This is a genomic window from Aminobacter sp. MDW-2 (assembly GCF_014250155.1).
Taxonomy (GTDB): Bacteria; Pseudomonadota; Alphaproteobacteria; order Rhizobiales; family Rhizobiaceae; genus Aminobacter; species Aminobacter ciceronei.
The window spans coordinates 1,271,692-1,292,896 of the sequence record NZ_CP060197.1; the positions used below are offsets into that span (position 1 = coordinate 1,271,692).

Annotated in this window: 17 protein-coding genes; 7 read left to right on the forward strand and 10 right to left on the reverse strand. The window is 62.7% G+C overall.

Going from position 1 to position 21,205, the window contains the following annotated elements:
* Positions 1 to 3: 3 nt before the first annotated feature.
* Positions 4 to 681 carry a GntR family transcriptional regulator gene (locus H5P29_RS06215; RefSeq protein WP_067965981.1) on the reverse strand — a complete coding sequence of 226 codons (678 nt, stop codon included), beginning with the start codon at positions 679 to 681 and terminating at the stop codon, positions 4 to 6.
* Between the two features lie 137 nt (positions 682 to 818).
* Here H5P29_RS06215 and H5P29_RS06220 point away from each other — a divergent pair, with 137 nt between their 5' ends.
* Positions 819 to 1,454: a flavin reductase family protein gene (locus H5P29_RS06220; protein ID WP_067956289.1), complete on the forward strand. Its 636-nt coding sequence runs from the start codon at positions 819 to 821 to the stop codon at positions 1,452 to 1,454.
* Positions 1,455 to 1,465: 11 nt separating this feature from the next.
* Positions 1,466 to 2,212, forward strand: coding sequence for an aspartate/glutamate racemase family protein (locus tag H5P29_RS06225; protein ID WP_067956290.1), 747 nt, complete (start codon positions 1,466 to 1,468; stop codon positions 2,210 to 2,212).
* Between the two features lie 88 nt (positions 2,213 to 2,300).
* Here H5P29_RS06225 and H5P29_RS06230 read toward each other — a convergent pair whose 3' ends face one another.
* Positions 2,301 to 3,776, reverse strand: coding sequence for an amidohydrolase family protein (locus tag H5P29_RS06230; RefSeq protein ID WP_067956291.1), 1,476 nt, complete (start codon positions 3,774 to 3,776; stop codon positions 2,301 to 2,303).
* Positions 3,777 to 3,969: 193 nt separating this feature from the next.
* Between H5P29_RS06230 and H5P29_RS06235 the strand changes: the two genes are divergently transcribed.
* Positions 3,970 to 5,538 (forward strand): ABC transporter substrate-binding protein, encoded by a 1,569-nt coding sequence (locus tag H5P29_RS06235; RefSeq protein ID WP_067956292.1) that lies wholly within the window; start codon positions 3,970 to 3,972, stop codon positions 5,536 to 5,538.
* Positions 5,539 to 5,656: 118 nt separating this feature from the next.
* The gene (locus H5P29_RS06240) at positions 5,657 to 7,135 is read left to right on the forward strand and encodes an amidohydrolase family protein (protein WP_154386994.1); all 1,479 of its coding nucleotides are present in this window, start codon (positions 5,657 to 5,659) and stop codon (positions 7,133 to 7,135) included.
* A 390-nt stretch (positions 7,136 to 7,525) separates the two neighbouring features.
* On the opposite strand, the gene H5P29_RS06245 is transcribed toward H5P29_RS06240, so the two are convergent.
* From H5P29_RS06245 to H5P29_RS06265, 5 genes are all read right to left on the reverse strand, one after another.
* A complete protein-coding gene (locus H5P29_RS06245) occupies positions 7,526 to 8,686 on the reverse strand; it encodes a Xaa-Pro peptidase family protein (RefSeq protein ID WP_083948398.1) in 1,161 nt (386 codons plus the stop codon).
* Positions 8,687 to 8,752: 66 nt separating this feature from the next.
* Entirely contained in the window at positions 8,753 to 10,267 is a 1,515-nt protein-coding gene (locus tag H5P29_RS06250; protein WP_246341011.1) for an ABC transporter substrate-binding protein, read from the reverse strand.
* A gap of 106 nt (positions 10,268 to 10,373) precedes the next feature.
* Entirely contained in the window at positions 10,374 to 11,969 is a 1,596-nt protein-coding gene (locus H5P29_RS06255; RefSeq protein ID WP_067956299.1) for an ABC transporter ATP-binding protein, read from the reverse strand.
* Positions 11,970 to 11,978: 9 nt separating this feature from the next.
* Positions 11,979 to 12,860, reverse strand: a complete 882-nt coding sequence (locus tag H5P29_RS06260; protein ID WP_067956301.1) for an ABC transporter permease — start codon at positions 12,858 to 12,860, stop codon at positions 11,979 to 11,981.
* The gene (locus H5P29_RS06265) at positions 12,860 to 13,801 is read right to left on the reverse strand and encodes an ABC transporter permease (RefSeq protein WP_067956302.1); all 942 of its coding nucleotides are present in this window, start codon (positions 13,799 to 13,801) and stop codon (positions 12,860 to 12,862) included. The genes H5P29_RS06260 and H5P29_RS06265 overlap by 1 nt, the downstream gene beginning before the upstream one ends.
* Positions 13,802 to 14,011: 210 nt before the next feature.
* Here H5P29_RS06265 and H5P29_RS06270 point away from each other — a divergent pair, with 210 nt between their 5' ends.
* Positions 14,012 to 14,719 (forward strand): GntR family transcriptional regulator, encoded by a 708-nt coding sequence (locus H5P29_RS06270; RefSeq protein WP_067956303.1) that lies wholly within the window; start codon positions 14,012 to 14,014, stop codon positions 14,717 to 14,719.
* A 521-nt stretch (positions 14,720 to 15,240) separates the two neighbouring features.
* Here the strand turns inward: H5P29_RS06270 and H5P29_RS06275 are convergent.
* Positions 15,241 to 16,179, reverse strand: coding sequence for an IS481 family transposase (locus tag H5P29_RS06275; protein ID WP_067967844.1), 939 nt, complete (start codon positions 16,177 to 16,179; stop codon positions 15,241 to 15,243).
* A 138-nt stretch (positions 16,180 to 16,317) separates the two neighbouring features.
* Here H5P29_RS06275 and H5P29_RS06280 point away from each other — a divergent pair, with 138 nt between their 5' ends.
* On the forward strand, positions 16,318 to 16,578 hold the full coding sequence (locus tag H5P29_RS06280) for a hypothetical protein (protein ID WP_246341081.1): 261 nt from the start codon (positions 16,318 to 16,320) through the stop codon (positions 16,576 to 16,578).
* Positions 16,579 to 16,777: 199 nt separating this feature from the next.
* Positions 16,778 to 17,599: an ammonia-dependent NAD(+) synthetase gene (nadE, locus tag H5P29_RS06285; protein WP_246787046.1), complete on the forward strand. Its 822-nt coding sequence runs from the start codon at positions 16,778 to 16,780 to the stop codon at positions 17,597 to 17,599.
* A gap of 131 nt (positions 17,600 to 17,730) precedes the next feature.
* On the opposite strand, the gene H5P29_RS06290 is transcribed toward nadE, so the two are convergent.
* Positions 17,731 to 18,957, reverse strand: a complete 1,227-nt coding sequence (locus H5P29_RS06290) for a cyanate transporter (RefSeq protein WP_067956305.1) — start codon at positions 18,955 to 18,957, stop codon at positions 17,731 to 17,733.
* Positions 18,958 to 19,628: 671 nt separating this feature from the next.
* Positions 19,629 to 21,086, reverse strand: a complete 1,458-nt coding sequence (locus H5P29_RS06295) for an aldehyde dehydrogenase family protein (protein ID WP_185910262.1) — start codon at positions 21,084 to 21,086, stop codon at positions 19,629 to 19,631.
* Positions 21,087 to 21,205 lie beyond the last annotated feature (119 nt).

The window sequence follows — 21,205 nt, forward strand, 5'->3', positions numbered from 1 at the left end:
GGTTTACGCCAAGGCGGCCTTGAGGTCGTGCGACATGTCGCGGACCTCCCTGAGGTCCAGCTCGGACTCGACATGGTCGAGATGATGTTGCATCAGCCGCGAGGCCTTTTCGACATCGCCGGCGGCAATGGCCTCGACGATTTCGTCATGTTCGTCCGGCCCGCAATTGAAGCGCGCGGTGTTGCGATACACGGCGGTGATCAGCGAGGTGCGCGAGATCAGGTCGCGCATCATGCCGAAGAGGAAGTCCGATCCGGAGAGCTCGGCGAGCAGGAGGTGGAAGCCACCGGACAGCTTGATGATGTCGGTGGTGGCGTCGTTGGCGTTTGCGACCCTTTCGCGCGCGACATGGCTGCGCAACCTGAGGACGTCGGCCTTCGACCGCGACGTGCAGATGCGCTCGATGACGCAGCGCTCAACCGATCGGCGCACGAAGAACACCTCCCGGGCCTCGTCGACGGATGGCTGGCACACGAAAGCGCCGCGATTGGGGATGATGGTGACAAGCCCTTCGCGCTCGAGCGCGGTCAATGCCTGGCGAATGCGCGCGCGGCTGACGTCGAAGATTTCGGCCAGTTGGCCTTCCTTGAGCTGGACGCCCGGACGCAGCCGCCGCTCGGCAATAGAAAGCCATACTTTTTCGACGATCTGCTGTGTCGAAACGCTTGCTTGTTCGGTCATGAAGCGCTGCCTCCTGCGATGGCCGACATTCGTCATGGACACTTAAAAGTCAACATTCCAATAAATTACCCGAATCCCATTTTGCGGACAATCCAGCATAAAATTGTGTACCAAGCGGTTCGGGTTTGAGAGGGCATATGGAGTTCGATTTCACCAGGCTGGAGATGGAAAGCCGCTATCGTCTGCTGACCAATTTCATTGGTCCGCGGCCGATTGCGCTCGTCACCACCCGCACGGCCACGGGGCGCAGCAATGCAGCCCCGATGAGCTTCTTCAACGTATTCTCGCATGAGCCGCCGATCGTCGTGCTGGGTATCCAGCCGCGTCTTTCCGGCGAGGACAAGGACACGGTGGTCAACATCCGGCGGACCGGCGAGTTCGTGGTCAATATGGTCGACATGGCGCTGTCGCAGCAGATGCTGGTCTGCGGCCTCGGCTTCGAAAGCGATGTCGACGAACTCGAGATGGCGGGGCTGCCCACCGCTCGCGGCGCCCAGATCGACGTCGACTATGTGACCAACGCGCCATGTGCATTCGAATGCCGTGTCGAACGGCTGATCGAATATCCGCGCCGCCTGCTCGTGCTGGGCGAAGTGGTGCACATGCATGTGCGCCGCGACTGCCTCGACGAGGCGGGACGGTATGTAAACCCCGAAGTCTACCAGCCGATCGCCCGGCTTCACGCAGACAACTACATCACCTCCGACCGCCAGTTCGTGCTGAAGGCACCGACGATCGCGGATGTGCTCAAGGCAAACGAACGCGGCGAGTAGGATCCAGCAAAGTGCATATCCGCCTGATCAATCCGAATTCGACCGCTTCCATGACCAACCAGGCGCTGGAAAGCGCGCTGCGCGTTGCCAATGCGGCGACGCATGTGAGCGCCGTCAACCCGACCAGGACGCCTGTCAGCATCGAAGGCAGCGCCGACGAGGCGCTGGCGGTGCCGGACATGCTGTCGGAAATCCGCAAGGGCGAGCGCGAGGGCGTCGACGCCTATGTGATCGCCTGCTTCGACGATCCGGGCCTGCATGCCGCCCGCGAAGTCGCCAAGGGGCCGGTCATCGGCATCTGCCAGGCAGCCGTGCAGGTGGCCATGACCATCAGCCGCCGCTTCTCCGTCGTCACCACGCTGCCGCGCTCGGTGCCGATCATCGAGGACATCGTCCAGGCCTATGGCGCCGGGCACCATTGCCGCGCCGTGCATGCCATCGATCTGCCTGTGCTCGGGCTCGAGGAAGACCCCGAGACGGCAGAGCGGCTGCTGGTCGAGACGATCGAGCGGGCAAAGCTCTATGACCGCGCCGAGGCGATCATCCTCGGCTGTGCCGGCATGTCGAGCCTGTGCGATCGTCTGGCCAAGGCGACGGGCGTGCCGGTCATCGACGGCGTCACCGCCGCGCTGAAGATCGCAGAGGCGCTTGTCGGCGCCGGCTATGTCACGTCGAAGGTCAACGCCTATGATTTCCCGCGCCAGAAGGGACCGGCGCCTGCCGATGTCGATCTGCCGCTGATAGCGGCGAACAGCTAGTACCGGAAACGACAAAGGGGCCCTTGGACCCCTTTGCTTTGGTGGATGGTGGCTGCCTGCTTCGGCAGGCAGCCATCGATGCCCGATCTTACAGAACCGGTGGCGCCGGTGGCACCACCGCTTCCTCGAAGGTGCGATAGAGCTTGCCCCAGGCGGGATCGTGCATGTGCGCCTTAAGGCCTGCCCGTTCGACAAGGGCCTGCGCCTCGCGCTCGCCGAAATCGAGCGCCTGTTCCGTGTCGGTGGTCAGCACCTTGCCGCCCTCCATCAGGATCTTGCCGTCGACGATGACGGTGTCGACGTCGCTGCCGAGAACCTGCTGGACCAGCCGGTGAACGACCATCCAGTTCGGCGTCAGATGCGGCTGGCGCATGTTGATGATGGCGATATCGGCTTTCTTGCCGACCTCCAGCGAGCCGATCTCGTGGTCCATGCCGAGTGCTCTCGCGGCGTCGATGGTGATCATCTCGAACATCTTGCCCGGCGGCAGCAAATAGCGGTCGTGATTGTGCAGCAGGTGCTGCGTGTACTGGGCAAGCCGCGCCATCTGGAACATGTCGAAGTGGCGGCTCGGCGAGACGCCATCGGAGGTGACGGCAACCGGCACACCCTTGGAGATCATGTCGAGGATCGGCGTCGAGCGGCCGGGTGGGGCGTGCGTGACGAAGGTGCCGGTCTCGGCAAGAATGTCGACCTCTTCATGTGATATGCCCCAGCAGTGCTGCAGGTGGACGTCGGGTCCGAGGATGGCGTTTTCCTTGTCCTGGAAGGCCATGCGGATCTGGCCGGCGAAGGCGTCGGAGTGGATACGAACGCCCCATTTGCGGGCGGTTTCGCGCACGCGGCGGGCCTGCATGCGGTCATTGTCGGTGAGCTTGACCGCCCGGTCCGGTGTGCTGGCGTTGGACGGATCGAGCGACGGCACGATGGTGAAGGGCGTCAGGAACACCTTGATGCGCCCGTCGGCGCTGCCGTTCAGCTCCTGGATCGTTGCCTCTGCGCCCTCGATCATCTGCTCGAAGGAGATGTGTCGGCGTTCCGGCTTGCCGCTTTCCCAGCGTGTGACCGGATGCGGCCAGGGCAGGCCGGCCGGGCCGACGCAGATGATCTCGCGCAGGCCGATCTCGCCATAGGCCTTGGCATGGTTGCTGGCAAAGACCGGATCGTCGCTGCGCGGCATCGACGCAATGATGCTGACACCTGTCGTGACGCCGGCGCGCAGGCGCTCGAGGCCCGATACCAGGCCGTCGGCATACCAATAGTCGCGCGTCATGTAGTGGTAGTAGGTCGGGGTGACGATCTGCATCCACATCGAGTTTGTGTCTGCTGCGACGCTGCGGATCAGCACGTGCCCGGCATGGCCGTGGGCGTCGATGAGACCGGGGATGATCAGCTTGCCACGGCAGTCGACAACCTTCTTGTCCTGATGCCGTGGTTCGAGCTCGCTCGCCGAACCAATGTCGACAATCCTGTCATCCCTGATCGCGATTGCGCCGTCTTCGATGATGCGTCGATCGGGGTCGACGGTGACGATGGTTCCGTGCAGCAACAGCAGATCGCTCATGCGGTTTTTCCTCCATTTCCGCTGGCCGCCGGCCTTCTGGCAGCCCCGTCGGTTGGCTCGACGCCGCATGGCGTCAGCGTGACCCGACGTAATTTTGCTACCGATTCAGCGAAATTGCGTCAACAAGATTGTTGACAATCCTGTCGATCAGATCGATGGTGGGTTCCAGTAAGCGCGATCCTTGGGAGGTAAAATGTCTCGCTTTAAGAAACTCATTCTCGGTGCCGTTGCAGCAATCGCCATCTCGGCACCGGCCAGTGCCGAAACCCTGCGTTGGGGCGGCCGCGCCGATATCTATTCGCTCGATCCTGATTCGATCGCGTCGACGTTCAACCTGTCGTTCCTCAACCACATCTATGAGGGCCTGGTTCGCTACGACGCCAACTTCAAGATCGAGCCGGCGCTGGCGACCAAGTGGGAGCTGATCGACAACAAGGTCTGGCGCTTCACCCTGCGCCAGGGCGTCAAGTTCCACAACGGTGCCGACTTCACCGCGGACGACGTGATCGCCTCGCTCAACCGCGTCACCGATCCGGCCTCGCCGCTGCGCGGCAACATCCCGCTCTACGTCAGCAGCAAGAAGGTCGATGACCACACGGTCGACATCGAGGTCTCGGCGCCGACGTCGCTGTTCCTCAACGACATGACGAACATCTTCATGTTCAGCGGCAAGTGGCTGAAGGACAACAACACGGAGAAGCCGACCGCCGTCGACACCAAGACGGAAGGCTTCGCCACCCACAACACCAACGGCACGGGCCCCTTCAAGCTCGAAAGCCGCGTCGCCGACAGCAAGACCGTGCTGCTGGTCAACGATCTCTGGTGGGATGAGAAGAAGCACAATCTCGACCGCATCGAATACATGCCGATCGCCTCGCCGGCGACCCGTGTCGCAGCACTGCTGTCGGGCGAAGTCGACCTCGTCGACTCCGCGCCGATCCAAGATTTGCCGCGTCTCGAAAGCACGCCCGGCCTGACGGTGCTGAAGAAGCAGGAGTTCCGCACGGTCTTCCTCGGCTTCAACCGCAAGGAGAAGCTGGAAGACGGTCGTCCCAGCCCGTTTAACGACGTGCGTGTACGTCAGGCCGTCGAGGCTGCGATCGACCGCGACCTGATCAACGCCAAGGTGATGCGCGGCCTCGCCCGGCCGTCCGGCTCGCTGATCGCGCCTGAGATCGCAGGCTATGCCAAGTCGCTCGACACCTACAGCAAGGCCGATCCGGAACGCGCCAAGGCGCTGCTCAAGGAAGCCGGCCAGGAAGGCCTGAAGTTCACCTACATGTGCTCCAACGACGAGAGCATCAACGAGGAGGACTTCTGCGCCGGCATCGCCAACATGCTGAAGCGCGCCGGCTTCGACGTCTCGATCGACATTGCGCCGCGCGCCGTCCAATCGCCGAAGCGCACGCAGGGCAAGGCCGACATGTTCAACCTGAGCTGGGCCAACGAGCCGACGCTCGACGCCTACTCGATCTTGGCCCAGGTGCTGTCGACCAAGAACGACAAGGTCGGCGTCTCGAACTATGGCGGATGGTCGTATCCGGAGCTGGACAAGCTGGTTGCGCAGGCCGTGCAGGAACCTGATGTCGCCAAGCGCCTGGCGCTGGAAGAAGCAGCCCTCAAGATCGCCAAGGACGACACGATCCTCGTTCCGCTGCACCAGCAGCCGATCGCCTGGGCGACGCAGGCCAAGGTCAAGAGCGTCGACTTCCGCTCGGACAACAAGCCGCGCCACTGGCTGACGCAGATGGCCGGCGACTAAGCCCAGCCAAACCGTAACTCCCAAGAAGACCTGGGCGCTTCATCCTGAAAGGTGAAGCGCCCTTTCTTTGGCAGCGCCCGCTCGCCGGCAGGCGCGACGACTTCAGACTGGATTGGCGATGACACGTCCCGAAGAGCTGACCCTTGGCCAGCGGCCGGCCGGCCGTACCCTCATGACCGCCGACTGGCTGCTTGCCTATGACGGCGAAGGGCATCGCCTGGTGCCGCGCGGAGAGCTGGTGGTCGAAGGGGGCGAGGTCATCTTCGCCGGCCGCCGCTTCGATGGCGAGGTGGCGAGACGCATCGACTTCGGCGCAGCCCTGATCAGCCCCGGCCTGATCGACCTCGATGCGCTGTCCGACATCGACACCTATGTGCTCGTCCACGACAACCAGCCCGGATGGGCCAAGGGCCGCATCTGGCCGCGCTCCTATGTCGAGCGTGGACCCTACGAGATGTATTCGCCCGAGGAATTGGCCTTCCAGAAGAAGTTCGCCTTCGGCCTGTCCTTGCTGAACGGCGTCACGTCGGCAGCACCTATTGCCTCGCTCTACTATCGCGAATGGGGCGAGACGGCCGCCGAATTCGATGCGGCAGCGGACGCGGCCGGTGACCTCGGTCTTCGCGTGTTTCTCAGCCCCGCCTACCGCTCGGGCGGCATGGTGCTGGAGGCGCCGGGCAAGATCGTGCCTGACTTCAACGAAGCACGAGGGCTGGCCGGTCTCGACGATGCGATAGCTTTCATCGAGCGCCAGCACGGCCGGCATGGCGGGCTGGTCAACGGCATGCTCGCGCCCGACCGGGTCGAGACCTGCACGCTCGAAGTCCTGCAGCGGACGATGGCTGCGGCGCGCGATCTCGATTGCCGGGTGCGGCTGCATATGGCCCAGGGCAAGCTTGAGCTCGACACCATGCACAAGCTGCATGGCGTGTCTGGGCCGCGCTGGATGGGCGATCATGGCCTGTTGAGCGAGCGACTGATCACCCCGCACGGCACCCATGCCTCGCTCGACGACCTGAAGCTCTATGCCGAAAACGGCGTCTCTATCGCGCACTCGCCACTGGTGTCGGCGCGCATGGGCAGCACGCTGAACTCCTTCGCCTCCTGCCGGAAGCTCGGCATCAACATCGGCATGGCAACCGACACGGCACCGCAGGACATGCTGATGAACCTGCTGATGGGACTCGTCGGATGCCGGATCAGCGAGAAGGCATCCGACGCCGTTCTCAGCAAGGATCTCTACGATGCCGCCACGCTGGGCGGCGCCAAGGCGCTGGGCCGAACCGATATCGGTCGGCTTGCCGCCGGCACCAAGGCCGACATCGCGATCTTCCGCCTCGACGACCCCTACATGACGCCGACTGTCGATCCGATCACCACACTGGTTCTCGGCGGCTCGGGCAAGGTCACGCAGGCGGTGTTCGTCGACGGACGCCTGTCGATGTTCGAGGGCAAGCTCGCAGGTTTCGACATACTTGCCGCCCGCGAACGCGCCCAGCAGCAGTTCGAAGGGCTGATCGCCAAGTATCCCGACAGAAGCTTTGAGCATCCGCCGGTGTCGGAGATCTTCGCGCCGAGCTATCCAATCCTGAATTGAGGAGGACGGGGCAGTCGGCTGGCTGGAGCTTACGTCAGGCTTCGCCATCATCGCCGGCAACTGGATGCCGTCCCGGATGGTCGGTGATTTTCATCTTCGCATTGCTTGAGGCGGTGGGGATCGATGCCCAGGTGGTCGGGGTGTCGATCCCGCACCATTTCTTCCTGATCCTGCCCTATGTCGCCTCACTGGTTCTGCTCGCCGGCCTCAGGTCGCGCACGCACCACCCGAAGCGCTCTGCGTCCCCTGCAGCCGCGAATAGCCAAGTAGGGGGTGGCTGGGCTTCAACTGCTCAAGCCCGGTCAAGCGAAAGCTGGCCGGGCTTAAGTGTCCTTGACCCGCCGGTTCAGGGGACGGGGCCAGCTTTTGTTCGGCCGTCGTGGCCGACATTCACTTGATGCCGAACACGACCTCGTCCTGGGAGAGCGATTCAAAGCCATTATGCGTCAAGACGGATGGCATGCTGGCCGCGACGCAGCCGATGCCGTCCCTGTAGAGGCAGGGCACAACGTGAAAACACATGCCTTCCTCAAGCAACTGCTCGTTGCCACTGCGGATCGCCATCACATTGTCTTCTCCCCAACCTGGGGGGAAGGCCGCGCCGATGCTGTAGGCCGGTCGTGTTACCATGTATTCGGCGAACCCGGCCTTTTCGATGACAGTCTCGAAGATCCTGGCCGCTTCGTGCGACGTCATGCCTGGCCTGATTCGCGCGTAGCCTTCATCAAGGGACGAACGGCAGACGTCGAACATGCGCCGGACAATGTCCTGCGGCGCGCCGATCGAATAGAATCGGTAGATCGGGGTGTGGTAGTCATGAACCGATGCGGCCGGCTCGATGTTGATGAGGTCTCCACGCAGGATGGGCGCGCCGCACCAGGTGACATGCGCCCTTGCGCTGCGAGGCCCGGCGCAGACATTGGGCATCTGTGCCATGCGACCGCTGCCATTGCGCAGCAGGCTGTCGGTAACCACGGCTGCCAGGGCGCTGTCGGTTATACCTTCGGTGAGCGCTTCGAAACCGTCGCGGCAAGCGCGCGCCGCCATCACGCCCGCACGCTTCATCAGGTCGATCTCCGCCGTACTCTTGATGCGGCGCAGATGTTCGACAAGTCCTGAGGCGTCCACCAGTTTCCGCCCATCATTGCGTGGACCGACAAAGCCCCTGAGGATGGGTTGAACGGCTGCAAACTCCATGGCCACGACGGCATTTGCATCGGCAAGGTCTGCTATGGCGGTGTTGAGCACTTCGGCGTGGCTATCACCGTCAGCGACGCCGATGCCTTCATTGACCCAAAGCTGGTCGGCAAGCGCCCGGACGTTACTGAGTTCCGTGCGGCGCATGACCCACACTGCCTTGCCATCGACCCGCATGACCAATGCGGTCGCGCCATAGGCGAGCGAACCGAAACCGGTCAGGTAGTAGGTGTTCTCGGTCGTGGTAAGAACCACGACGTCGATGCCGCGTTTCACCATTAGCGCGCGCAGGGCGTCGCGTCGCGCCAGATATTCTTCAGGGGCGAAAGCAAGTCGGTCGAATTTCTCGGTCATTTCCACGTCTCGGATTGGGAGCAGGGACGGCGGCACTAGCGTGCCGCCGTCAAGTGAAGGTTCGCGTCAGTCGGCCTTCTTCAGATTCCAGAACACCGGCACGTCATTGGTGGAGAGAAGCCCGGAAACCTTGTCCGAATGCGCGAGGTAGGTGGTCCACTGGCCGAGCGGCACGTGATGACCGGTTTCGAAGCCGCGCGTCGAGTATTCAGCTGCCACCGCCTTCTTCGCTTCCACGCCTTCGGCCATCGCCCATTTCAGGCGCAGGTCTTCGAGCTGCTGATCGCAGGGCCAACCGAATATTCCCTTCTCGCATGCCGCCGAGTAGGTGATGCTCCACACCGGAGTGGAAACAACCTGACCACCCACACTTGAATGGACCAGGTTCCAACCGCCATTGCTGGTTTGTTCCTTGGAGTTGCGGCGCTTGAGCACCGTCGCCCAATCCATCGCCTGCACATCGACATTGAGCCCGATGTCGCGCATCGCCTGGACGGTTACGACGGTTGCCGGATGGGCGACCGACTCGTCGGTCGGATCCAGAATGACGATCGGCCTGGAGAAATCCCAGCCGGCTTCCTTGAACAGTTCCTTGGCCTTTTCGGGGTTCGGCGCCTTCAAGGCGTCAAGTCCCGCGTCGGTTTCCATCGGCGTGCCGCAGATGAAGAAGGAGGCACAGGTGCGGAAAAAGTCCGGATTGCCGTTGATCGCCTGCAGATAGGCCGTCTGGTTGGTCAGCCAGAACATCGCCTGACGCGCCTTCGGGTTGTCGAAAGGCGGGATCACATGGTTGAAGAAGAGCAATGCCTGCCTGCCCGTCTTGTTGACGGTTTCGGTCTTGATGCTTGGCGTGGCTTGCAGCACAGGCAGAAGATCGAGCGACGGGTTCTCCCAGACATCGACCTCGCCGCCGAGCAATGCGGAAAGTGCCGTCTGCTGGTCGCGGATCACGAGCCATTCGATGCGGTCGGCGTTGGCGATCTTGCCGCCGGCAAATGCGCTGGCCGGCTCCGAACGCGGAACATAATCGGCGAACTTCTCGTAGACGACCTTGTTGCCGGGAACCCATGCCTCCTTGACGAAGCGATACGGTCCGGAACCGACATATTCCTCGATTTCCTTGAACGGGTCCGTCTCGGCGATGCGCTTGGGCATCATGAACGGGATGTTGGAGGCGACCTTGCTCAGCGACTCAAGCACCAGCCCGTAAGGCTCCTTGAAGACCAGTTCGAAGGTCTTGTCGTCCACCACCTTCATTTCCGACAGGACGCGGTTCATCAACTGGCCGGCCGCGTCGCGGGCGGCCCAGCGCTTCAGCGAAGCAACGCAATCCTCGGCCTTGACCGGCTGGCCGTCATGCCATTTCAGCCCGTCGCGCAAGGTGAAGCGATAGGTCTTGCGGTCTTGCGACAGCACCATCTCTTTCACCATCTGTGGCTGCGGTACGAACGTCTCGTCGAGGCCGTACAGCGTGTCGTAGATCAGGAAGCCGTGCATCTTCACGATGTCGGCGGTGGAGCCCATGGGGTCGAGCGCCTGAAGGTCGGCGTGCGGGACGAACCGCAGCGTTGTCTCCGCCATGGCCGTTCCAATCCCGCCCAACAGAATGGCGGATGCCAGGAATGTACGACATGCACTTTTCATTTGTGACAGCATGATAGGTCTCCTCCTTGGATCTTTTGTCGCCTCAAGCGGCGGCTGCGACCTGCCTGCCGGGAATAGAGTCCAGCAGGCGGCGTGTGTAATCGTGTGATGGCGAGGCAAAAACGGCACGTACGCTGCCTTCTTCGACCAATTGGCCACGGTGCATGACGAGGATGCGGTCACATATCTGGGCTGCGACGCGCAGGTCGTGGGTGATGAACAGGATGGCAAGATTGAAGCGTTTCTGAACGTCGTCGATCAGCTTCAGCACCTGGGCCTGAACAGAAACGTCAAGCGCCGAGACGGCTTCGTCCGCCACCAGTATTTCCGGCTCCATGGCCAGGGCGCGCGCGATCGAAATGCGCTGCCGTTGGCCGCCCGAGAACTGGTGCGGGTAGCGATTGAGCGCCTTCGGCTCCAAGCCCACAAGCGACATCAGTTCGCGGGCCTTGGCCCAGGCGTCCGCCTTCGAGGCGCCGAAGTTCATCGGTCCTTCGATGATCGATTGCCCGACGGTGCGGCGCGGATTGAGGGAGCGGTAAGGGTCCTGGAATACGACCTGGATGCGCCTGCGGAAGGGCTTGCCGCCGGCTTCGCCGACCAGCCTCGCCGCACCGGCCGTCGGCTCGATCAACTGGGTGATGCAGCGCGCCAGCGTCGACTTTCCCGAACCGGACTCGCCGATGACGCCAATCGTTTCGCCACGATGCAATGTCAGTGAAGTCGGCTTGAGCGCGACGACCTCGCGCGCCGCGCCGAAGGTGCTGCGAACGCTGTAGGTCTTGGCGATGCCGTTGACCTCCAGCGCAAGCGGCCCCTGCGTGGGCTCCTCGGGCCTTGCCGCATGCAGCGTCGGAACCGCAGCGATCAGCATGCGTGTGTAGTCTGCTTCCGGCCGGGTGAGAATGCGATGCACCGGACCGCTCTCGACGACCCTGCCGGACTTCATGACCACAACCCGGTCGGCGATCTCGGCAACGACGCCTATGTCGTGCGTGATGAACAGAATGCCCATGCCGCGGCTGCGCTGCAGGTCGCGGATCTGCCTGAGAATCTGCGCCTGGGTGGTGACATCGAGCGCGGTGGTTGGCTCGTCGGCAATGAGCAATCGCGGTTCAAGGATCAGGGCCGCCGCGATCAGCACGCGCTGGCGCTGACCGCCTGACAGCTGGTGCGGAAATGTGTGATAGAGCCGGCTCGGATCAGGCAAGCCGACTTCTTCCATCGCATTGACGACGCGGTCGAAACGCTCGTCGGACGGGAGCGAAAGATGCGTGCGCAGCACTTCGTCGATCTGTGCGCCGACGGTATGGACCGGATTGAGTGCGGTCATCGGCTCCTGGAAGATCATGCCGATGTCGCGGCCCCGCAACGCCCGCAATCGCTGCGTCGAGGTGTGGAGGATGTCTTCGCCGTCGAACATGATGGCGCCGGACGGGCGTGCGAATGTCTTGGGCAGCAGCCCCATGATGGCCTGCGCGGTTACCGATTTCCCGGAGCCTGATTCACCGACGACGCAGACGATTTCGCCTTTAGAGACCGAGAGCGATACCTCCTCGACCGCGCTGCGGCGGTCGCCGCCGATCGGCAGTGATACGGTCAGATTGCGGATATCGACGATAGGTGGCTGAGTGGTCATGTCTCTTGCTCACATCCGTTTGGCGATACGGGGGTCCAGCGTGTCCCGCAGACCGTCGCCGAGCAGATTGATGCCGAGGACCGTCAACGCCAGGAAAAGGCTTGGAAGAAAGACGAGGCGCGGGGTCACCTGAAAGAAGGTCCGCCCCTCGGAGATCATGTTGCCCCAGCTCGGAATCTCGGGCGGAAGCCCGGTGCCGAGGAAGCTCAACCCGGCCTCGATCAGGATTGCCTGGGCGCAGATATAGGTGCCGAGCACCAGCAGCGGTGCGATGGTGGACGGCAGGATATGGCGCACGAGGATCAGTGGCGCGGGCGTGCCAACCGAGATGGCGGCCTCGACATAGGACTCTTCTCGCACAGTCAGCACGACGCTGCGCACAAGCCGCACGACGCGGGGGATTTCGGGGATCGTCAAGGCGACGATGACCGTCCCGATGCTGGCGCGAGTGAGCGAGACGAGAGCGATCGCCAACAGGAAGGTCGGGATCGCCATCAGCCCGTCCATGACACGCATGACAATGATGTCCATAGCGCGGAAGTAGCCGGCAACGAGACCGACCAGCACGCCGAGGGAGATCGCCACGGCCGCTACGCTCAAGCCAACGAGGAGGGAACTGCGGGCCCCATAGACGATGCGGCTGTAGACATCGCGTCCAAACAGGTCCGTGCCCATCCAGGCGAGATCCGACGGCGGCTTCAACCGCATTCCCGGATCGATGCGGACTGGATCGACGGTGCCGAGCAGCGGCGCCGCGAGCGCCATGATGATGATTGCCGCGACAATGGTCCCGCCAATCAACACGGAGGGATTGCGAAACGCCTGGAAGGCGAGATCGAAGAGCGGGTTGCGCGGCTCGTCGCCGGCAACGGGTTGCGACAGCATCGTCATTAGTAACGCACCCTCGGATCGAGCAAGGCATATCCGATGTCGATGGCCAGATTGACCAGGACATAGACAGCCGAAAAGATCAGGATCACGCCCTGGATGACCGGATAGTCACGCTTCAGAATGGCATCGACGACCAGGCGACCGATGCCGGGAATGTTGAAGACCGTCTCGATCACCACGACGCCGCTGATCAGCAGTGCCACGCCAATTCCAATCACGGTGAGGATCGGGATCGCGGCATTGCGCAAGGCATGACGGGTTATGACCAATCGTTCGGAGACCCCTTTGGCGCGGGCCGTGCGGATGAAATCTTCGCCCATCATTTCAAGCACGCTGGCGCGTGTGATGCGTGCGATCAGCACCAGATAGGCCAGCCCAAGCGTCACCGTGGGCAGTGCGATGCTCCGCAAGAATGGGAGGATTCCCTCGGATATGCTGGTGAAGCCTTGCACGGGCGCCCAGCCCAGTCGCAGCGAGAACACATAGATCATGCAGTAGCCGAGCACGAAAGCGGGGACCGAGAAGCCGATAACGGAAACCGCCATCAGCGTGCGGTCGAGCCAGCTTCCGGCGGTAGCGCCGGCAACTGTGCCCAAGGGAACGGCGACGAGAATTGCGAAGAGCATCGTGGCCAGAGCCAGCGAGGCCGTGGGCTCGATGCGCTGCGCGATCAGTTCCGTCACCGGGAGCTTCGAGAAGATCGACGTGCCCAGATCGCCGCCCAGCATGTTCCGGATCCAGATCAGGAACTGCGAGACAAGCGGCTGGTCGAGGCCCAGGGCCATCCGAATCCGCTCGACGGACGCGGCATCGGCATTCTCTCCGGCGATGACCAAGGCGGGATCGCCCGGGCTCAGCCGCAACAAGAGAAACACCACTATCGAGACAACGGCCATCACCGGGATGACTGCGAGCGACCGCTTGGCAATGAAGGCGAGCACGTCGAATTCCTCCCAAAGTGGACAATGTATTGTATACGATAGTGCCTATCATAAGCATACAAAACTGCGGACAACAATCGTTAATCGCTCATGAAACGTCGATTCTCATGGTTTCCGCTGGCGGCCGCGTTCACGACGGTCTATGAAGAACGCCTCGATCGTAGTGGATTTATGAGCAATGTTGTATGCAATTTGGGTGGGGAAAACCTGATGCGGCGACTTGAAAAAAAGGGCAATGGCGGACGTGCTCAGGCGGTGCACCGTGCATTGAAAAGAGCGATCCTGGATCAGGCCCTCGGTCCTGGGGTGAAGCTGCCCGAAGATTCAATCGGCGAAGGACTGGGCGTCAGCCGGACCCTCGTGCGCGAAGCCCTGGTGCGCTTGAGCGAAGAAGGTCTGGTGGAACTGCGCCCCAATCGGGGAGCCGCAGTGGCCACTCCCAGTCTCGAGGAGGGGCAGGATCTGTTCAGCACCCGTTTTGCCCTGGAGCGCCTGGTGACGGAGACGCTGTCGGGGCGGCTGACAACGGCTCAGCAAATGCAGCTGAAGGAACACATAGCGGCGGAAGAGGCCGCGCGCAGCGGCGACAGCTCCGCTTCTATTCGGCTCGCGGGGGAGTTCCACACCTTGCTGGCGTCGATGACCGGCAACGCCACCCTTGCCCGCTTCGTCAATGAACTTGTCTCACGCAGCTCACTTATCCTTGCGCTTTACGGCCGCCCTCATTCTTCCGAATGCGCGGTTTCGGAACACCACGAAATACTCGGCGCACTCGTGGCGGGCGACCAAAAGCGCGCCGCAAACCTCATGATCCACCATCTTGAGTCCATCACCACGCGAGCCGTTCTGCCCAGGGATCGCCACGCTGACATTCGCGATGCATTGTCGAGCTACGCAGCGTCGGAGGGGCTGGGTTAGCATCGCTCAAAGGGTGTCGCGGCAGCCGGTGTCTTGACTGGCGGCATGACCTATGGCGGCGGGTGCAGATACATGAGCGCACTTGCCGTCACGAGCATGGCGTGCATGATCCGGCCCGTCGAAAAACGCTCGGCGAAACCATGCAGAATGGCCATCGCATCGCGCCCAGGGCCGCAACAATCGCAAAATGGGTGGGTCCGCAAGTTCCGCAAATAGCAGTTGGTGACAACACGTGGCTTGCCAAGATGGCATTGCCCGCATCAATTCGAATTGGACAAGTTGGGGCACAGGTTTGATTTGGCAACCCACGCGGGAACTGCGACGTGCAACGATTGGGACTGGCGCTACCGACCCGCGTCACCATCTCGCACGGCTTCGTGCTCGGCACGCTGCCCCAGAACGTCCAGGAGGAGATCGTCGAGAAGCTCGCGGAAGCGGGTGTTTCATGGACGACGGTTGCCATGGGCGGTACGGCGCCGCTTCCCTGGCAGCAGATGCGGCAACGTTCCGTGCCTCTCGGGCTAGCTGTCGTTTCCAAGAAGGTTGTTCAGTCTTTGGAACGGGCTGATGCCTCCAAGGGCCGAGTGTGGGCGTGCCAGGTTGTAGTTGGCTGCCCATTGGTGAATGGCCTTGGCGCGTTCGTTCGATGAGGCGTATGGCCTGGCATAGGCCCATTCGCGCAGCGAAGTCTGGATGAAGCGCTCGGCCTTGCCGTTGGTGCGCGGGGTGTAGGGCCTTGTGCGGATGTGTCGGGCACCGGCACCTTGGAGTGCCTGGGCGAACAGTTTGGAGCGATACGCCGAGCCGTTGTCGGTCATCACCCGCTCAACCCTGGCGCCCAGCCTGGCGTACCAGGCCAGTGCCCGGTTGAGGAACCCGGTGGCATCATCCCGGCCCAGGCTGGGCAGCAGTTCGACATAGGCGAGGCGCGAGGCATCGTCGATGGCGACATGCAGGTGTTCGTAGCCGATGCCTCGGGCGCGATGATGGCCTTGGTGCTGACCCGTGATCCGATGGCCAACGCCGTCGATACGGCCCAAGGTCTTGATGTCGATATGGATCAGTTCGCCCGGCCGCTGCCGTTCGTAGCGCAACACCGGGGGCCGGGGATCGAGCCAGGCCAGCCGGTTCAGTCCCAGCCGGCGCAGCACCAAGCCTACCGTCGAGCGCGCCAGGCCCAAGGACCGGGCAATTGCCGGCCCGGTCATGCGCTGGCGCCGCAACTGCTCGATCCGCGACACCTGCATGGCTGCCAGCCGATGCCGGCAGCGGTGCGGAGCCGAACTGCGATCGTGCAGAACCCGGTCGCCGGCCCGGTAGCGGTCGAGCCAGCGATAAGCCGTTCGTTCCGAAACCCCGGCCGAACCGGCAGCACGCCGCACGCTCCAGCCCTGTTCAATTCGTTGCACCAAAAGCACTCGACCTGACGGCGTCAGACGCGCATTCTTATGGACGTTCATTCGGGGAGCTCAACTGAAGGTTGGTTGGCTTCGCAACCCCAGCTTCTCAGTCCCTCCTCGAATGAACAACCTTCATAGCTTCGACAGCTAGGCACCGACGGCACCCGCGATTTGTGGTCGCCCTTCGGCGATGGCGACATGCTGCGCGTCGCGCATCAGTTCGCACGGTTGAGCGGTCTGCGCCATGACGACAAACTCCTTGCTGCCGTGGAACTGGCAACCAAGGGCGGCGCGCATTTTGTCGGACGCGACGTGCATGACCTGGTCGCGGGTTCGCGCGCCGATATCGTGCTGGTCGATGCCGAAAACGTCTCCGATGCGCTGATCCGTTGCCCCCCGCGCAAGCTGGTCATTTCGGGCGGACGCATCGTCGCCCGCGACGGCGACGTGCTGGTCTGAGCCCCTCGCACTCCGAAATGACCAGAACAGGCCGCGTCAGCTTCCCCAGAGGGCTGCGCGGCCTCGGCTCGTGAAAGTCCGGCAAGTCGGCAATGCCTTCTCGATGTAGGGGCATTGACACTGCCGGTACTTCGCGAATTACCTGCGCGACCTTCTTTCGCCAAAAGCTGGTACTGCCAGACCACAACGGGGAGCGCGCATCGTGCTTGAGCTACAGGCTGACATCATCCGGACCCTTGGGGTGGCTTCGGTCTTCGACGCCGGTGCGGAGACCGAGCGGCGCATCACGTTTCTGGCCGACTACCTAAGGGCATCCGCGATGCGCGCCTATGTCCTTGGGATCAGCGGCGGTGTTGACTCCCTGACTGCTGCGATGCTGGCGCAAGCCGCCGTCCGGCGCCTGCGCGACCACGGTCATGAGGCGCAATTCATCGCCGTTCGCCTGCCCTATGGCATCCAGGCCGATGAGGCCGATGCGCAGACTGCGCTCGATGCGATCGGCCCGGACCGCACGGTGACGATCAACATCAATCCGGCGGCGGACGCCATGTTGGCGGACGTCCGTCGTGATGCAGGTGACCTCTTCGAGCCGGCCCGGCTGGATTTTCACCTGGGCAACATCAAGGCTCGCCAGCGCATGATTGCGCAATATGCGCTGGCGGGTGCCGTGCGCGGCCTGGTGATCGGAACCGACCATGCGGCAGAGGCGCTGATGGGGTTCTTCACCAAGTTCGGCGACGGGGCTGCCGACATCACGCCACTTCAAGGTCTCACGAAGCGGCGCGTTCGCGCGATCGCCGCGCATCTTGGCGCACCGCAGACACTGATCGAAAAGGTGCCTACTGCAGACCTCGAAAACGATGCGCCGCTGCGGCCCGATGAAGAGGTGTATGGCGTAACATACGACAACATCGACGACTTTCTGGAAGGCAAATCGATTGCCGAACCTGCTCGCCAGCGGATCCTCGCGATGCATCTGGCGACAGCGCACAAACGTGCCTTGCCGGTCGCGCCGGAATAAGCGCTTACCCGACCCCATTCTTTGTTGAATGCGCTGTTGGTGGTGCTTGTGGCTAGCGGCCAAAAGCGTGCTGCAGATCCATCCTCCGAACCGTGCTTCCGGGCGTCACCGGAAGGCAATGCGCTGTCAAACTAGGCAGCCGCAGAGGGACTGGATCGATATGGTTCGATCGGCTCCATGACCTCGCCGTAACGGCTGGGATCGAAACGGAAATAGACGAGCGCGCTTGCGGTTACGAGCATGGCGTGCATGACCCAGCCGGTCGCGAAACTCCCAGTAAAACCATGCATCAGTGCCATGGCGTAAGGTCCCAGCGCCGCGATCAGGAACCCGCCCCCTTGCATGGCCGCGGCAAGTGCGCCCGCCTGATCTGGGCGGGGCAGATGGTCGAGGGCGGTTACCATGGCGAGCGCGAAGCTGCCGCCGAGGCCCACGCCACAGAGTGCGACCCATAACCAGGCGCAGGGTGCTGGAAGACATGCCAGGCCCAGGAAGCCTATGATCTGGACGGCGGCCGTAAACAAGAGCCAGGGTCGCCGATCGTTTGCGCCGCGGGCCAGGAAAGGCAGGCCGAAGGCCGAGACCGCCTGGCACAGTGCCATGATGGCTACCAGGTTGCTGCTTTGCGAATTCGTCCAGCCCTGGGCCTGGTAGTAGGGTGCAAGCCAGGCCACCATCGACGAGTAGCCGCTGTTGACCAGCCCGAACGCCGCGATCAGTGCCCAGGTGCGCGGGCGCAGCAGAAGCAGCCTTGTCATCGGCCTGGCAGGTCCCGTCGCTTTCGCATTGGCGAGGACGCGGGAGGCGGCCAGCAACGCCACGAAAACGGGCGCCGCCAGCCAGGCGAGAGCCGCCCGCCAGCTGTATCCTGCATTTGCCAACGCAGGCATCAGCCGCGCGCCAACCGCGCCGCCGGCCATGATCATGGCCGAATACAGTCCGGTGACCGTCGGTACGCTTGCAGGGAAGCGAGCTTTGATGATCCCGGGAAACACGGCCTGGACGAAGGCGACGCCCGCACCGCACAGAATGGCCGTCAGGATCATCGTAGCGTCATTGAAGGCGACGAACCGCAGCAAGGACCCCGCCATCAGCAAGGCGAGTGCTGCCAGCAACCCTTGCCGTGTTCCGACCATGGCCTGAATGGCCGGCGCGACAAAGGCACCGATGCCCATGAGCGCCATCGGCAGCAAAGTGAGCAACGAGATGCCGGCATATCCCATGCCGGTGTCTTCGACGATGGACGGGAGCAGGGTGGCTGGTGCGGTGATGAAGGGTCGTAGATTGACGCCGATCATTACGACGAGGGCGAGCATCGTCCATCGTTGGTTTGTCCACGCAGTCTTGGTCTTGTCCATTTGCGTGGGCTATCCCTCGGCAGCCGAACGTGCCGTCCTGGAGCGGTCGAGGTCGTCGGCGTGTTGATCAGCATCTCGACGATCCTGGCATGCCGTTCGCTGCCACAGGATGATCGCCACATAGGCTGACGGTTAGCCGTTGTGCGCCGCATGCGCCAATTAGATGTTTTCATGGCCAACATGCGCACTCCCAATGGCAGGCATGACCACGCCGCACGACTGGAGCGGGACCATGGGGCGAGGAGATCGAACTTACGGGAAAATCCGCTGTGGTGTGCGGTTCGTTGCGAACGAGTCTCACTCGATGATCTCGCGGCCAGCGCCAAGTTCTCGTCGATTTTCCACGGCGAATTGTTGAGGTTATGCAGAAGTTTACGTTGTATTTCCTTACCAATATGAACAGGGATTTCGGGAACTTCGAAACCTGTGCAGGGGGCTGATGAGTCTGCGGCGGCGCTGCCTCCCGTAGCCGGTGACGGTTGACTTTGGCACCGAGGAGGAAGTCTCGTATGGCTTGTCCGACGCTGCTCGCCGGCGGCCGGGCACCGAGCACTTCTGCCGCCGCCACTGAGAAAGCAGCCTCTGCGGAGCCCGTACGGTATGGCCCAGCGCCGACACACTTTCTGAAGGTTTGTGACGGCTGATGGACCCACCGGCCGTCGGGGGGGCAGTTAGGCAAGCGGATGATGGATCGCGAAGTTCTTGACCTGCTGGTAGGCGCTAAGCGCCTCGAGACCCTTTTCACGGCCGAAGCCCGACAGCTTGAAGCCGCCAAAGGGAAATTCGACATCCAGGCCGACGCCGAAGGCGTTGATCCACACCTGGCCGACACGCAGCTTCTCGCCGACGCCGAGGGCCTTGTTGATGTTGGTGGTGTGGATGCCGGCGACAAGACCAAAGGGCGAGTCATTGGCACCGGCAACGGCTTCTTCAGCGGTGTCGAACGGAATGACGGTCAGGATCGGCCCGAAGATTTCCTCACGTGCGATCTGGGTGCTGTTGTTGGCTCCTATAACCAGGCCCGGCCTGACGAAGGCGCCCTCGGCGAGTGAAGCCGATTTCGGCAGGTCGGTGCCGAGCAGCAGTTCGCCGTCCTTGCGGGCGATGTCATAATAGCGCTCGACATCGTTCTTGTGTGCCCTGCTGATCAGCGGCCCCATGTCCGGATCGTCGACGCCGGCGCCGAGCGTCATCGCGCTGATGCGGGCATGCAGCTTGTCGACGACGCGGTCGTGGATCGAGCGCTCGACGAACAGCCGGGTTCCGGCGTTGCAGACTTGGCCGCAATGGGTAAGGAAGCCGCCGGCGACGATCGGCAGCGACTTGTCGAGATCGGCGTCGGCAAACAGGATCTGCGGTGACTTGCCGCCGAGCTCCATGTTGCAGGGGATGGCGTGCGAGGCGGCGGCGACCAGTACGCGCTCGCCTGTCGGCACGGAGCCGGTGAAGGTAATCTGGTCGACCCCTTTGTGGCGGGCGAGCAGGTCGCCGGCAACGGAACCGCGGCCGTTGACCAGATTGACCAGGCCCTCGGGCAGGCCGGCCTCCTGGCATATCTTCATGAATTCATAGGCCGTGACGGGCGTGTCGGCCGACGGCTTGATGATGACGGCACAGCCGGCGGCAAGCGCCGGCGCAACGCCGCGGGCGATGAGCTGGAAGGGGTAGTTCCACGGAATGATGTGGAGGCTGACGCCGATCGCCTCCTTGACCGTCCAGTCCGACCAGTCGGGCCCAAGCGGGATCGAGCTGCCATGCAGCTTGTCGGCGGCACCTCCATAGAATTCGAAGAAGCGGGCCGAGCAGTCGACCTCCCAATAGGAGTCGCGCAGGGGCTTGCCGCTGTCGATGCTTTCCTTGCGGGCGATCTCGTCGCGCCGCTGCAGCATCAACTCGCCGATGCGGTGCAGGATGCGACCACGCTCGAACGGACGCATGCGCCGCCAGGGTCCATTGTCGAACGCCTCGCGCGCCGCGGCGACTGCCATGTCGACTTCAACTGCTCCGGCACGTGCGAACTCGGCGACCAGCACGCCCGTTGCCGGGTCGAAAGACTGGCCGACGCCGTCGGAGCCTTCGTTGAGAACCTTATTGCCGACGACGATTGGAATGTAGGCGCGGTCAGTCACGTGAATCTCCATGGGTTGGGCATTCTGCTCGCTGCCGGATTGGCAACTTTTCCATCATGGTTGTATGCAAAATAAAAAAGATTGTCTACAGTAATTGACAACGTGTTTACACGCTGGTA

What these genes read in the sequence shown, in the direction of transcription:
- H5P29_RS06215 (WP_067965981.1), bottom strand. Translation starts at nt 681, where the DNA reads ATGACCGAACAAGCAAGCGTTTCGACACAGCAGATCGTCGAAAAAGTA.
- H5P29_RS06220 (WP_067956289.1), top strand. Translation starts at nt 819, where the DNA reads ATGGAGTTCGATTTCACCAGGCTGGAGATGGAAAGCCGCTATCGTCTG.
- H5P29_RS06230 (WP_067956291.1), bottom strand. Translation starts at nt 3,776, where the DNA reads ATGAGCGATCTGCTGTTGCTGCACGGAACCATCGTCACCGTCGACCCC.
- H5P29_RS06235 (WP_067956292.1), top strand. Translation starts at nt 3,970, where the DNA reads ATGTCTCGCTTTAAGAAACTCATTCTCGGTGCCGTTGCAGCAATCGCC.
- H5P29_RS06240 (WP_154386994.1), top strand. Translation starts at nt 5,657, where the DNA reads ATGACACGTCCCGAAGAGCTGACCCTTGGCCAGCGGCCGGCCGGCCGT.
- H5P29_RS06245 (WP_083948398.1), bottom strand. Translation starts at nt 8,686, where the DNA reads ATGACCGAGAAATTCGACCGACTTGCTTTCGCCCCTGAAGAATATCTG.
- H5P29_RS06250 (WP_246341011.1), bottom strand. Translation starts at nt 10,267, where the DNA reads ATGGCGGAGACAACGCTGCGGTTCGTCCCGCACGCCGACCTTCAGGCG.
- H5P29_RS06255 (WP_067956299.1), bottom strand. Translation starts at nt 11,969, where the DNA reads ATGACCACTCAGCCACCTATCGTCGATATCCGCAATCTGACCGTATCA.
- H5P29_RS06260 (WP_067956301.1), bottom strand. Translation starts at nt 12,860, where the DNA reads ATGACGATGCTGTCGCAACCCGTTGCCGGCGACGAGCCGCGCAACCCG.
- H5P29_RS06270 (WP_067956303.1), top strand. Translation starts at nt 14,012, where the DNA reads ATGCGGCGACTTGAAAAAAAGGGCAATGGCGGACGTGCTCAGGCGGTG.
- H5P29_RS06275 (WP_067967844.1), bottom strand. Translation starts at nt 16,179, where the DNA reads ATGAACGTCCATAAGAATGCGCGTCTGACGCCGTCAGGTCGAGTGCTT.
- H5P29_RS06280 (WP_246341081.1), top strand. Translation starts at nt 16,318, where the DNA reads ATGCTGCGCGTCGCGCATCAGTTCGCACGGTTGAGCGGTCTGCGCCAT.
- H5P29_RS06290 (WP_067956305.1), bottom strand. Translation starts at nt 18,957, where the DNA reads ATGGACAAGACCAAGACTGCGTGGACAAACCAACGATGGACGATGCTC.